At 74.1% G+C, this 12,345-nt stretch carries 13 protein-coding genes and 1 pseudogene; 3 read left to right on the forward strand and 11 right to left on the reverse strand.

Going from position 1 to position 12,345, the window contains the following annotated elements; translation table 11 throughout:
- Positions 1 to 148: 148 nt before the first annotated feature.
- Entirely contained in the window at positions 149 to 427 is a 279-nt protein-coding gene (locus ONA70_RS17145; protein WP_265007454.1) for a hypothetical protein, read from the forward strand.
- Here the strand turns inward: ONA70_RS17145 and ONA70_RS36955 are convergent.
- Both ONA70_RS36955 and ONA70_RS17155 read right to left on the reverse strand, forming a co-directional pair.
- Positions 356 to 939: pseudogene (locus tag ONA70_RS36955) on the reverse strand (phage holin family protein). The gene ONA70_RS17145 and the pseudogene ONA70_RS36955 overlap by 72 nt on opposite strands.
- A 31-nt stretch (positions 940 to 970) precedes the next feature.
- Positions 971 to 1,741 (reverse strand): hypothetical protein, encoded by a 771-nt coding sequence (locus tag ONA70_RS17155; protein ID WP_265007441.1) that lies wholly within the window; start codon positions 1,739 to 1,741, stop codon positions 971 to 973.
- Positions 1,742 to 1,826: 85 nt separating this feature from the next.
- Between ONA70_RS17155 and ONA70_RS17160 the strand changes: the two genes are divergently transcribed.
- Together ONA70_RS17160 and ONA70_RS17165 are read left to right on the forward strand one after the other, a co-directional pair.
- The gene (locus ONA70_RS17160) at positions 1,827 to 2,309 is read left to right on the forward strand and encodes a DUF4383 domain-containing protein (protein WP_265007442.1); all 483 of its coding nucleotides are present in this window, start codon (positions 1,827 to 1,829) and stop codon (positions 2,307 to 2,309) included.
- 116 nt (positions 2,310 to 2,425) lie between these two features.
- The gene (locus tag ONA70_RS17165) at positions 2,426 to 3,088 is read left to right on the forward strand and encodes a DUF6766 family protein (RefSeq protein WP_265007443.1); all 663 of its coding nucleotides are present in this window, start codon (positions 2,426 to 2,428) and stop codon (positions 3,086 to 3,088) included.
- A 21-nt stretch (positions 3,089 to 3,109) separates the two neighbouring features.
- Here ONA70_RS17165 and ONA70_RS17170 read toward each other — a convergent pair whose 3' ends face one another.
- The 9 genes from ONA70_RS17170 to ONA70_RS17210 all read right to left on the reverse strand — a co-directional run bounded on the left by ONA70_RS17170 (position 3,110) and on the right by ONA70_RS17210 (position 12,120).
- A complete protein-coding gene (locus tag ONA70_RS17170; RefSeq protein ID WP_265007444.1) occupies positions 3,110 to 3,559 on the reverse strand; it encodes a GNAT family N-acetyltransferase in 450 nt (149 codons plus the stop codon).
- Between the two features lie 70 nt (positions 3,560 to 3,629).
- A complete protein-coding gene (gene obgE / locus ONA70_RS17175; protein WP_265007445.1) occupies positions 3,630 to 5,090 on the reverse strand; it encodes a GTPase ObgE in 1,461 nt (486 codons plus the stop codon).
- 90 nt (positions 5,091 to 5,180) lie between these two features.
- The gene (rpmA, locus tag ONA70_RS17180) at positions 5,181 to 5,435 is read right to left on the reverse strand and encodes a 50S ribosomal protein L27 (RefSeq protein WP_088975624.1); all 255 of its coding nucleotides are present in this window, start codon (positions 5,433 to 5,435) and stop codon (positions 5,181 to 5,183) included.
- An 11-nt stretch (positions 5,436 to 5,446) separates the two neighbouring features.
- The gene (rplU, locus tag ONA70_RS17185; RefSeq protein WP_265007446.1) at positions 5,447 to 5,761 is read right to left on the reverse strand and encodes a 50S ribosomal protein L21; all 315 of its coding nucleotides are present in this window, start codon (positions 5,759 to 5,761) and stop codon (positions 5,447 to 5,449) included.
- A 164-nt stretch (positions 5,762 to 5,925) separates the two neighbouring features.
- Positions 5,926 to 6,204, reverse strand: a complete 279-nt coding sequence (locus tag ONA70_RS17190; RefSeq protein WP_265007447.1) for a hypothetical protein — start codon at positions 6,202 to 6,204, stop codon at positions 5,926 to 5,928.
- 118 nt (positions 6,205 to 6,322) lie between these two features.
- Positions 6,323 to 9,394 carry an Rne/Rng family ribonuclease gene (locus tag ONA70_RS17195; protein ID WP_265007448.1) on the reverse strand — a complete coding sequence of 1,024 codons (3,072 nt, stop codon included), beginning with the start codon at positions 9,392 to 9,394 and terminating at the stop codon, positions 6,323 to 6,325.
- 132 nt (positions 9,395 to 9,526) lie between these two features.
- The gene (locus ONA70_RS17200; protein ID WP_265007453.1) at positions 9,527 to 10,246 is read right to left on the reverse strand and encodes a TIGR03936 family radical SAM-associated protein; all 720 of its coding nucleotides are present in this window, start codon (positions 10,244 to 10,246) and stop codon (positions 9,527 to 9,529) included.
- Between the two features lie 244 nt (positions 10,247 to 10,490).
- A complete protein-coding gene (gene mycP, locus ONA70_RS17205) occupies positions 10,491 to 11,900 on the reverse strand; it encodes a type VII secretion-associated serine protease mycosin (RefSeq protein ID WP_265007449.1) in 1,410 nt (469 codons plus the stop codon).
- A 10-nt stretch (positions 11,901 to 11,910) separates the two neighbouring features.
- The gene (locus tag ONA70_RS17210; protein ID WP_265007450.1) at positions 11,911 to 12,120 is read right to left on the reverse strand and encodes a hypothetical protein; all 210 of its coding nucleotides are present in this window, start codon (positions 12,118 to 12,120) and stop codon (positions 11,911 to 11,913) included.
- Between the last annotated feature and the right edge of the window lie 225 nt (positions 12,121 to 12,345).

The raw sequence follows: 12,345 nt of genomic DNA on the forward strand, positions 1-12,345 counted from the left end.
CGTCTCCTCCACCCGGGCGTCCGGGTCTGGACCGCCCGCATCCCGCAGCGCTACCCGGCGTGCGGCGACCGAAACGGGAGAATGGTTTGATCGCCGGAATTTCGGGCACGCTGCGCCACCGATCAGGCCCGGCGGAGGCGAGGACCCCATGCGCACGCACCACAAGCCGGTCCGGCCGGTGCGGCTGCTGGCCGCGTTGGCGATGGGTGCGGCGGCGGCCGCCCTCGTCACCCGGTGGCGCGGGCCGTCGTCGTGGCCGGCCGCGACGACGCCGGCCGAGGTCGGCCGACAACCGGGCGGCGGCGCCGGCGAGGCGGCCGAACCGGGCCGACGGGCCGGCCGGGGCCCGGACGAGCTACGGCTGTGGGTGGAGACCGGGTGCCTTCCGGCCCCGGCGCGTCCGGAACCGGTCCGGCTGCCGAGCTGAGTCGCCCGGAACGCCAAGCGCGGGGGCGGCGCCGGCCGGATCAGCACCCCGGCACGGCCGCGCGCACGCGACAGCTCGCGGCCACTCCCGGGTGACCTGCGCGGCGACCTGCTGCTCGCGACGGGTGGCCGGGATCAGCGAGGAGACCAGCATCCCGACGCCGAAGGCCCCGGCGATCACGGCCCAGACGACGGCCACGATCAGCGCGGCCCAGCCGGCGTCCACCACGTTGGACAACCCGGCCCAGAGCGCGATCGAGAGGAAGAGCGCCACCATGTAGCCGCCGAAGCCGGCGCCACCGAAGAGGCCGGCGGCCTTGCCGGCCTTCTCCCCTCCTGGCGGATCTCCGCCTTGGCCAGCTCGACCTCCTGCCGCATCAACGTGGACAGGTCGGTGGTCACCTGGCGCATCAGCTCCCCGATGGAGCTGCCCCGGACCTCGTCCGCGGTGTGCGGGGCGCCCGCCGGCTGGTAGCCGGAGTCCAGGCCGGGCCCCTGCGTCGGCGCGGTCATGCCGTCGCCTCCCTTCTGCCGGATCGGGCGCTCACGGACGGGTCACGCCGCTGGACGGGACGCCCGGCAGCGGGTCGGTCCGCTCCGCCGGGGGCAGCGGACGGCCGGTGCCGCCGACCGGGTCGGCGTAGCCGCCGACCGTGCCGCGATCCGGGTAGGCCGCGCCCTGACCCGAGTAGCCCGGGTCCGGTTCGGCGTAGCTGCCGGGGGTCGGGTCGAGGTAGCCAACCGGCGGAATCTGGTCCGGGACGGCCGGGGCGGTCGGGATGACCGCGGTCCGCTCCGGGTCGTACGCCCGCTGGCCGGTGCCGTCGGCGGCGACGACGTTCCGGGTGAGCCTGCCGGCGACCACGCCGAGCAGCGCGGCGCCGACCAGGAAGGTGCCCGGGTTGCGCCGGGCGTAGTTCTTCACCTCGTCGAGGAGGTCGCCCGGCTCGCGCCGCTCCAGCCAGCCGGCCACCCCGTGCACCCGGTCGGCGGCCTGGTGGGCCAGCTCGGTGACCGGGCCGGAGCCGCCGCCGTTCCGCGCCATCGCGCGCATCTCGTCGGCCAGCGAGCGGAGCCCGCTCGCGGCGCGCTGCTGCTGCTGGCTGGTCTGGGAGGTCAGCTGGTCGCGGGCCTTGCCGTAGAGATTGCGGGCCTGCCGCTGCGCCTCGCCGACAACCTCCTTGCCCTGCTCCTTGGCGGTCTGGGCGACCGCGCCGCCGGCGTCTGCGGCCTCCGAGCCGACCTGGCGGGCCTGGTCGGCGTGGGTGAGAGATCGTGAGTCACCCGGTCGTCGGGTCCATGCCTGATTCGTCATTTCTCTGCGGAGGCGCCCCGCCCCGATCACAGAATGGAGGGTCTGCCCGGCCCGGGCGGGCGGCTGATCCACGGAGGTGACAGCGATGGCACGTGACGTGCGCGGACGCGCTCCGGCCCGGTCCCGTGCGGCGATCCAGGGGGTCGCCCTCGTGGTGGCTGCTGCCTTCGTACTGATCGGCGTGCTCGGGTTCCTCCCCGGCGTCACCGCCCACTACGGCGAGCTGGCGTTCGCCGGCCACCACTCGAAGACGAAGCTGTTCGGCCTGTTCCAGGTGTCGATCCTGCACAACCTGCTGCACCTGGTCTTCGGCCTGGTCGGGCTGGGGCTGGCCCGCCAGGTGGCCGGCGCGCGGCTGTTCCTGGCCGGCGGCGGCGCCGTCTATCTCGTCATCTGGCTGTACGGCTTCGGCGTGGACCGGGAGAGCGTGGCGAACTTCGTACCGTTCAACGACGCCGACAACTGGCTGCACCTCTTCCTCGGCTTCGGCATGCTCGTCATCGGCCTGCTGTTCAACAACGCGGCGGGCACCGGCGGCCGGCTGGACACCCCGCCCGGCCGATCGTGACCTGGCCCACCCGGCGAAGTGGTGCCGGCTCGGCCACCCGGGACGGGAGTTTGCGCGAACACCGCGGCGGGCACCGGAGGACCATCCACGGGGAGTGACCCTGACGAGGAGGTCCGATGATGCCGCGATTGTTGCGGGAGAACGCGCTGACGGTCGCGATGCTCGGCGCGTTCCTGATCTTCCTGTCGTTGCAGAGCGTGTTCGGCTGGCAGGTGCACAACGAGGAGCTGGCCCAGTACGGAGCGCCCCCGCTGAGCTGGTGGGCGTACCTGGGCAGCGGGCACTTCGCCGAGGCGGTCTTCGAGAACTGGGAGTCGGAGTTCCTCCAGATGGGCGGCTATGTGCTGCTCACCGCGTACCTGGTGCAGCAGGGGTCGGCGGAGTCCAAGCCCGAGGGGCAGGCCGACCGCCCCGACGACGACGCGCGCCGGGCCACCCCGGACTCCCCCTGGCCGGTCCGGGTCGGCGGGCTGCCGCTGCTGGTGTACCGCAACAGCCTGTCGATCGCGCTGCTGCTGATCTTCGCCGGCTCGTTCCTCGGCCACCTGCTCGGCGGCGTGGTCGAGTACAACGAGGGGCAGGCGCTGCAGAGCGGGGCCCCGCCGATCAGCGCCATCCAGTTCCTCGGCACCAGCGACTTCTGGTTCCAGTCCATGCAGAACTGGCAGAGCGAGTTCCTCGCCGTCGGGGTGCTGATCCTGCTGAGCATCGTGCTGCGGCAGCACGCCAGCCCGGAGTCGAAGCCGGTCACCGCCGCGCACGCCGAGACCGGCGCCTGAGCCCGCGCGGCGCGTCCGCCGTCAGGCGGCCACCGGCAGGCGCTTGGCGAAGCACACGCTGTACGGGTTGTCGACGTACTCGCCGTAGACCGGGATGGGCTGGTAGCCGCAGGACCGGTAGAGGCCGATGGCGGCCGGCAGGTACGTGCCGGTCTCCAGGCACACGGTGCTGTACCCCTGCCGGAAGGCCAGCTCCTCCAGCGCGGCCAGCAGGTGCCGGGCGATGCCCCGCCCCCGGTACGCCGGCCGCACGTACATCCGCTTCAGCTCGCCCGTGTCGGCGTCGAGGGCCTGGATCCCGCCGCAGGCGACGGCCCGCCCGCCCTCGACCGCGACCAGGTAGCGGATGTCGTCGTGGGTGACCGTCGCCTGATCCTCCAGGCCGCCGTCGGCCTCGCGCAGCTCGCGCTGCTGCGCGGTGACCAGGGCGGCGAGCTCGGGGTCGGTGGCGGGGCGGGCTTCGATCAGCATTCCGTCACGGTAGGTCGGCCGGATTTCGCGGAGGTTTCCGGCCAACGACCCGATCACGGATGGAAAGGGACTACTCCCAGTCCTCGTCGTCGTCCGCCTCCTGCGCCGCCGCCTCGACCTCGTCGGCGGGGCGCTGCCGGCGGGCCTTGCGAGCCGCCAGCCGCTCGGCCGCCGACACGCGGGCCGGCTTCTCCTCCAGCCGGATGTCGGCGCCACGGACGCTCGGGGTGAAGTCGACGCCGGCGTAGAGCGTCGGTTGCCAGTCGAACTCCCGGTCGCCGATCCGGACCAGGTCGCCGGCCTGGGCGCCGGCCTTGGCCAGCTTCTCCTCGACGCCCAGCCGGGCCAGCCGGTCGGCCAGGTAACCGACGGCCTCGTCGTTGTCGAAGTTGGTCTGCTTGACCCAGCGCTCCGGGCGGTTACCCCGGACCGTGTACGAGCCGTCGTCCTCGGCCTCGATGGTGAAGCCGGCGTCGTCGACCGCCTTCGGGCGGATCACGATCCGGGTCGGCTCGGCCGGCGGCGCCGCGCTGCGCGCCTGCTCGACCAGCTCCGCCATCGCGTACGTCAGCTCCTTGAGCCCTTCCCGGGTGGCCGTCGAGACCTCGAACACCCGGAAACCGCGCGCCTCCAGGTCGGGCCGGACGATCTCGGCGAGGTCCCGCCCGTCCGGCACGTCGATCTTGTTGAGCGCGACGAGGCGGGGCCGGTCGGCGAGACCGCCGTACTCGGTCAGCTCCGCCTCGATGGTGTCGATGTCCGCGAGGGGGTCCCGGCCCGGCTCCAGCGTCGCGGTGTCGACCACGTGCACCAACACGGCGCAGCGCTCGACGTGACGGAGAAACTCCAGGCCCAGGCCCTTGCCGGTGGCCGCGCCCGGGATCAGCCCCGGCACGTCGGCGACCGTGAAGGTGTGGTTGTCCACCCGGACCACACCCAGGTTCGGCACCAGGGTGGTGAACGGGTAGTCGGCGATCTTCGGCTTGGCGGCGGAGATGACCGAGATCAGCGACGACTTGCCGGCGGACGGGAAGCCGACCAGGCCGACGTCGGCGACGCTCTTCAGCTCCAGCACGACGTCCAGCCGGTCACCGGGCTCACCGAGCTCGGCGAAGCCGGGCGCCTTGCGCCGGGCGCTGGCCAACGAGGCGTTGCCCCGACCGCCCCGACCGCCGCGGGCCGCCTCGAAGGTGGTGCCCGCGCCGACCAGATCGGCCAGCACCTCGCCGTCGAGGCTCTGCACCACGGTGCCGTTCGGCACCTTGATCACCAGGTCGTGGCCGTTGGCCCCGTCCCGGTTCGAGCCGGCGCCGCCCTTGCCGTTCTCGGCCTTCAGGTGCGGGCGGAAGTGGAAGTCGAGCAGCGTGGTCACCTGCGGGTCGACCACCAGCGACACGCTGCCGCCGTGCCCACCGTTACCGCCGTCCGGACCGCCGAACGGCTTGAACTTCTCCCGGTGGATGGAGACACAGCCGTGCCCGCCGTCGCCGGCCAGCATGTGCAGGACGACCCGGTCAACGAACGTCGTCACGACGCCAATCCTTCCAGCGGGGATCGCCCCCGCACGAGAAAAGACGAAGCGGGCCGGGACACGAGGTCCGCGGCCCGCTTCGCCTTCGAACTACTGCTGCGGCACGATGCTCACGGTCTTGCGACCGCGCTTGGTGCCGAACTGGACCGCACCGGCGGCCAGCGCGAAGAGCGTGTCGTCGCCGCCGCGGCCGACCAGGTCACCGGGGTGGAACTTGGTGCCACGCTGACGGATGAGGATCTCACCCGCGCTGACGACCTGACCACCGAAGCGCTTCACGCCGAGCCGCTGGGCCGCGGAGTCGCGACCGTTACGCGAGCTGGACGCACCCTTTTTGTGAGCCATTGGAGGACGACCTACTTCCCGCTGGAGATGCCGGTCACCTTGACCTGGGTCAGCGGCTGGCGGTGACCCTGGCGCTTGTGGTAGCCGGTCTTGTTCTTGAACTTGTGGATCCGGATCTTCGGGCCCTTGGTGTGCGCGGCGATCTCGCCGGACACCGAGACCGTGGCAAGCTTCGCCGCGTCGGTCACCAGGTCGTCACCGTCGACGAGGAGCACCGCGGTGAGCTTCACCGCGTCGCCGGGTGCACCGGCGAGCTTCTCGACCTCGATCACGTCGCCCTCGGCGACCTTGTACTGCTTGCCGCCGGTCTTGACGATCGCGTACATCGGAGGCGGACTCCCTGTCGTTGAGGCTGCTGGCGGTCGTTCCCACGGCGTCTCGCCGGGAGCCGTGACACCGGCGGCGCGGGCACGCGGGAACTCGGCACACCAAAGTGCGCCGCAGGCTAGCGTACGCCATACCAGGCCCGCTGCCCAAACCGGGCCGCCGATCAGGCCGGGCAGAGCTCGTCGAGGCGACGCTGGAGCCCGTCGAACCCGGTCTCGTCGATCGCCTGCACGTCCGTGCCGAGCCCGCCCACCTCGGTGGCCAGGTCGGCCAACAGGGTACGCAACCGCGGGTCGGTCGCCCGCGCGGACTGCTCCCGCAGCGCGTCCCGCCAGCCGGCCAGGGCGGCCTCCGCGTCCCGGCGGGCGGCCTCCCCGGTCTTCCGGTCGCGGGCCGCGTTCACCCGCAGCATCTCGGCCAGCTTCTGGACGTACGTCTGCACCGCGGCGGAGCCGGCCTGCCTGGCGCGGGCGCAGGGGTCGACGGGTACGACAGGGCCCCTCCCTGCGGACTCTGTTGCCGAGGAAGGGGCCCGGTCAAACGTCGTGCCGGTCAGCGCCTCACGGGCGGGTACGCCGCCGCGCGCCACCCCGCCGGGAACGCCGCCGGCCGGCGCCGGTCTCGACGGCCTCCTCCTCGCTCTCCCCGTCGCCGATCGCGTCCGGGTCGTCCGCGGCGGCCAGCCGGGCCGAGTCGCCCTCCTGGCTGTCGGCGACCGCCGGGGCGGCCGGCGTCTCGGTCTCGTACCGGGAGAGGTCGTAGCCCTGGGGGTCGTAGTAGTCGTCCGGGGTCTCCACCACCTCGGCGACGGCCCGCTCCGGGGCGGCCTCGGCGGCCGGCTGCTCCGGCGCGGCCTCCGGGGCGGGCTTCTCCGGGGCGGCCTTGCGGCCCCGGCGGCGGCCCTTCTCCTCGACGGCCGGGGTGGTGACGGCCGAGGCGACCGCCTTGACCCTCTCCCCCGCGCCGCCCGCGGTGCGCGGCTTCTCCGGCACCGGCTCGGTGTGGATGATCACGCCGCGACCCTTGCAGCACTCGCAGGTCTCGCTGAACGCATCCAGCAGGCCCGCGCCGATCCGCTTGCGGGTCATCTGCACCAGGCCCAGCGAGGTGATCTCGGTGACCTGGTGCTTGGTGCGGTCCCGGCCGAGGCACTCGGTGAGCCGGCGCAGCACCAGCTCCCGGTTCGACTCCAGCACCATGTCGATGAAGTCGATCACCACGATGCCGCCGAGGTCGCGCAGCCGGAGCTGGCGCACGATCTCCTCGGCCGCCTCCAGGTTGTTCCGGGTGACCGTCTCCTCCAGGTTGCCCCCGGAGCCGGTGTACTTGCCGGTGTTGACGTCGATGACGGTCATCGCCTCGGTCCGGTCGATCACCAGCGACCCGCCGGAGGGGAGGAAGACCTTGCGGTCCAGCCCCTTGAGGATCTGCTCGTCGATCCGGTATTCGGAGAAGACGTCGGTGGTGCCGGCGTGCCGGCGCAGCCGGGCGACCAGGTCCGGCGAGACGTGCGACAGGTACGACTCGACCATGTCGTACGCCTGCTCGCCCTCGATGACCAGCTCGCGAAAATCCTCGTTGAACAGGTCCCGGACCACCCGGATGACCAGGTCGGGCTCCTCGTAGAGGAGCACCGGGGCACCGCCCTCGGCCGCCTTGGCCTGGATGTCCTCCCACTGCGCCTGGAGCCGCTTGACGTCCCGGGCCAACTCGTCCTCGCTGGCGCCCTCGGCGGCGGTCCGGACGATCACCCCGGCGCCGTCCGGCACCAGCTTCTTGAGGACGTCGCGCAGCCGCTTGCGCTCGGTGTCCGGCAGCTTGCGGCTGATGCCCGAGGCGTTGCCGTGCGGCACGTACACGAGGTGCCGGCCGGAGAGCGCGATGTGGCTGGTCAGCCGGGCGCCCTTGTGCCCGATCGGGTCCTTGGTGACCTGCACCAGCACCGAGTCGCCGGACTTGAGCGCCTGCTCGATCGAGCGGGCCCGGCCCTCCAGGCCGGTGGTGTCCCAGTTGACCTCGCCGGCGTAGAGCACGGCGTTGCGTCCGCGCCCGATGTCGACGAAGGCCGCCTCCATGCTGGGCAGGACGTTCTGCACCCTGCCCAGGTAGACGTTGCCGGCCATGGTGCCGGACGAGTTGCGGGTGACGTAGTGCTCGACCAGCACCCCGTCCTCGAGGACGGCGATCTGGGTCCGGTCGCCGCGCTGGCGGACGGCCATCACCCGGTCGACCGCCTCGCGGCGGGCCAGGAACTCCGACTCGCTCAGGATCGGCGGCCGGGTACGCCGCTGCTCCCGGCCGTCCCGGCGGCGCTGCCGCTTGGCCTCCAGCCGGGTCGAGCCCGAGACGCCCTGCACCTCGTCGACGGGCCGGCGCGGCTCGCGGATCTTGACGACCGTGGGCACCCCGTCCTCGGCGGCGGCCTCCACGTCCCCGGCGCCCCGGCGGCGGCGACGGCGCCGGCGGCGGGTCATCCCGTCGCCCTCCGTCTCCTCCTCCTCGGCGGCCTCCTCGGCCTCGGCCTCCTCGGCCTCGGCGTCGGCGGCCTCGGCCCGGACGGCCTCCTCGGCCTCCTCGTCCTCGATCTCCTCAGCGCCGCCCTTGCCCCGGCCCCGGCCCCGGCGGCCGCGACGACGACGGCGACGGCCGGCGGCCGTCTCCTCCTCGTCCTCCTCCGCCTCGGCGATCTCCTCGGCCTCGACGGCCGGCTCCTCGTCGACCTCGACCTCGACCTCGACCGGCTCCGCCTCGCGGCGGGCCCGCCGACGGCGCCGGCCGGTCTCCACCGGCTCCTCGGCAGGCTCCTCCGCGGCGGCCGGATAGGTGACCCGGACGCTCGGCATCTCCTCGGCCTGCGGGGCCATGAACAGGACGGTCGGCGCGGAGAGCGCGGCCCGGCGACGGCGGGTCGGGGTGGGCTCCGCGACCGGCGGCGGCACGGCGGCCCCCGGGGCGATCTCCCCGGTCCGGTCCTCCGGCCCACCGGCCCGAGCCAGGGTGACCTCGGCCGGCGTCGGCTCGTCCACGGCGTCCTCGCCGACGGCGTCCTCGTCCTCGGTCTCCTCGGCCGGCGAGACGGCCTCTTCCACGACCGGCGCGGCGACGGCCTCCGGCTCGACGTCCGCCTGCGGCTCGGCTTCGGCGTGCGGCTCGGCTTCCGCCGGCGGCTCGACGGCGGCCTCGGCCGGCGCCTCGGTCGCGGATTCCTCGATCGGGGCCTCGGCCGGCGGCGGGGTGGCCTTCCGCCGCCTGGTACGGGTCACCTTGACCGGTGGCACGACCTCCTCGGAGGCCGCCGTCACGCCGGTGGCGGCCGCCGGCTCCTCGGCCGCCTTGGCGGGAGTGGCCTTGCGGCGGCGCCGGGTGCTCTTCGGCGCCGCCTCCAACTCACCGGCGACCGGGGCGAACACCTCGGCCTGAGGCGGCTCGGCGGTGGCGGCGCCGGCGTCGGCGGGCGCCTCGACCGGCGCGTCGGTCTGCTCCGGCTGGTTGAGCGGGGCGGTCTTGCGCCGGCTGGTCCGCTTGCGGACCGGCTTCTTCGCCTCGGGCGTGCTCTCGGTGCTGCTGGTGGCGGTTGCCTCGGCCGGTTCTGCGCCGGTCCGTTCGCCGCCCTCGGGCTCGTTCTCGAGCATGGACGTTCTCCAGTTCTGGCTGCCCCGGGCGCGGGTGAGCGCTGCCACGCAGGGTCGCCGCAAAAGGGTGTTTCCGCCGGGCGCGCAGGCGCGCGACCGCCGAAGTCTGCCTGCCAGAGCGCTGACCGTCGGTCAGTGCTCTCCGATGGCTGCCCCGTCGCGATCCGCATCCAACGGATCAACGATCTCGCCCTGCGCGGTCAGCGTGCCCTGCGCCAGCCGGATCACCCGCGGGGCGACCGGCGGCTCCAGGGCGGCCACCACGCGGAGGCCGGAAAGGACGTCATCGGGCCGTACGGACGGGGTGACCTGCCGCACGACCAGTTCGAGTATCGCACACGGTACGGCCGTCACCCCGGAAGGCGTCTCCGACGGAGGCGCCACATCGATGGCGATGACGGCGGCACGGGCGTCGAACGTCCGGCGCCCCTGCTTGGTCATCCGCTCGACCGGGATTTCCTCGGCGGCCCGGAACGCGCCCACCGCCTGCTCGGCCAGGCGCGGGTCGACCTCGGGCAGCTCGATCCGCCACCGGGACGCCTCGATCCGGTCGGCGAGGCTGCCGCTGGTGGCCTCCACCACATCGAGCACGTCGAGCCCGGGCGAGAGGGCGGCGTCCAGGGCCTGCCGCAGCTGCTCCGGGTCGACCGGCTCGCGCAGGCCGATCTCCAGGTACTCGGCCTCGCTGGCGACGCCGGTCGGCGCCGCGGAGGCGTACGAGATCTTGGGGTGCGGGGTGAAACCCTGGGAGAAGGCGATCGGTACGCCGGCCCGGCGCAGCGCACGCTCGAAGGCCCGGGCGAAGTCCCGGTGCGAGGTGAACCGCAGCGGTCCACGCTTGGCGTACCGGATCCGGACCCGCTGGACGACCGGTGCCTGGCCGCCCTCGGGTTGAGGCTTTCTGGCGATCGTGAACTCCTCGGGTGCTACGTGCGTGTCCGCCCCATCCTGGCGCAACGCCCCGGGCGGTACCCACCCGGGGCCGTCGCGGCGGCCGGGAAAGCCGGTCGAAACCGGTCGGCGGGGTCGTTCCCACCCACCCGGAGGCGGCGGTGGCCGGCCGGTGACGCGCAGGTCACCCGGCCGGCCACGACGATCAGGACCGGTTCCCGCCCGGCGGGTACGTCCCGGGCGGAGGCGCGTAGCCGGGGGGCGGGGCGTAACCGCCCGGCCCGGGCGGCGCGCCCGGTGGCGGATGGCCCGGGGCCGGGCCGGGCGGGCCGTAGCCGCCCTGGACACCGGGCGCGCCCGGCGGGCCGTAGCCGGCCGGGACCGGCGGGTGTCCCTCGGCGGCCATCCGGTCGAGCACCTCGTCCGGGATGTCGGCCGCCCGGGCCGCCTCGCGGCGGTACCGGCGCCGGTTCCAGACGAGGAAGAACACCAGCCCCAGCAGGATCACCAGCACCACGGCGATGCCGATGCCGATCACCATGACCTGCTGGTCGGTGGGGCCGCCCCGGTCGCCGTACTGGGTCACGTCGAAGTTGTCGTCCTCGCCCGCCTGGGGCGGGGCCGGGCTGGCCGCCTTCGCGTCCAGCAGCGGGTTCGCCGAGACCGACGGCACGTTCGCGCCCAGCGCGGCGAGCGCGTCGATCCGACCGAAGCCGTACTGCGGGTCCCGGCCGGGCGGGCCGGCGTCCCGGGCGGTACGGATGATCCGGTTGATCACGTTCGGCGCGTCGAGGTTCGGGTACTTCGACCGGACCAGCGCCGCGATGCCGGAGACGATCGCGGTGGCGTCCGAGGTGCCGTCGCCCCAGCCGTAGCCGTGGTCGGGGCCAATGTTGTAGATGCTGTCGGCCGGCGCGGAGACCACCGCCTCCGGGCCCTGCACGGAGCCGGGCCAGAAGGCGCCGCCCCGGGTGGTGCCGGTCACCGCGATCACGCCGGGGATGTTGGCCGGGATGCCGACCTGGTCGTGGCCCAGCGCGGTGTTGCCGGCCCCGGCCACCACCACGGCGTCCCGGTCCAGGGCGTACCGGATCGCCTGCCGCACGTCATCCGAGGCGACACCCATGGTGGTGTAGGACAGGTTGATCACCTTGGCCCCGCGGTCGGCGGCCAACCGGATGCCGGCGGCGGACGCTTCGGCGGTGATGCCGCCCCGCTTGGTGGCGTTGATGCCGACCGGCAGGATCTTCGCGGCCGGGGCGATGCCCACCACCCCGTCCCGGGCCGCGTCGGTGGCGGCGATGATGCCGGCCATGTGGGTGCCGTGGCCGTCCGGGTCGGTCCGGCCGTCGCCGCTCCGGCCGTCGGTGCGACCGCCCGGGACGAGCCGGCCGGCGATGTCCGGGTGGGTGCCATCGACTCCGGTGTCCACCACCGCGACCAGCACGCCCCGGCCGGTGGCGAGCTTGTGCGCCTGGTCGATGCGAAGTTCGTCCAGGTACCACTGCTCGGCCCGGCGGGGTGCCGCGGCCGCCGGTTGGGCGGCCCCCAGCACCATGAGCCCGGCCACCAGGCCGGCCGCCACCGGCCGGAGCGCGCCGACGTTGAACCTCATCCGTCCGTCCTCATCGCAGGATGCCCGGGGACGCGGCGTCACCGGTGCCCCACGGATCGTCGTCCTCAGTCAACCACGACGAGTGCTCGGTGCCGGTGCCGCCGTGCCCGGCGCCGCCGTGACCGCCCATCATGCCGCCGCCCATCATGCCGCCGCGGAGGCCGTTCGCGCCGGCACCGGCGCCGGTCGCGTTGCGCAGCGCGCTGGCCGCGCTGGTCATCGGCGGCACTTTGCCGTTGCCCCCGCCGACCATGCCCGGGATGCCGCCCACGCCGATGCCGCCGGCCGCGCCGACACCACCGCCGCTGAGGCCGCCGCCACCGCCGCCGAGCCCGGGGGAGCCACCGAGGCCCGGGGAGCCCCCGAGGCCAGGGCCCCCGCCGTACCCGCTGCCGATGGTCGGCCAGGCGGTGGTCGTGCACGAACTCGTGCACCGGCATCAGCT

The sequence above is a fragment of the Micromonospora yasonensis genome (assembly GCF_026013475.1).
GTDB lineage: Bacteria > Actinomycetota > Actinomycetes > Mycobacteriales > Micromonosporaceae > Micromonospora > Micromonospora yasonensis.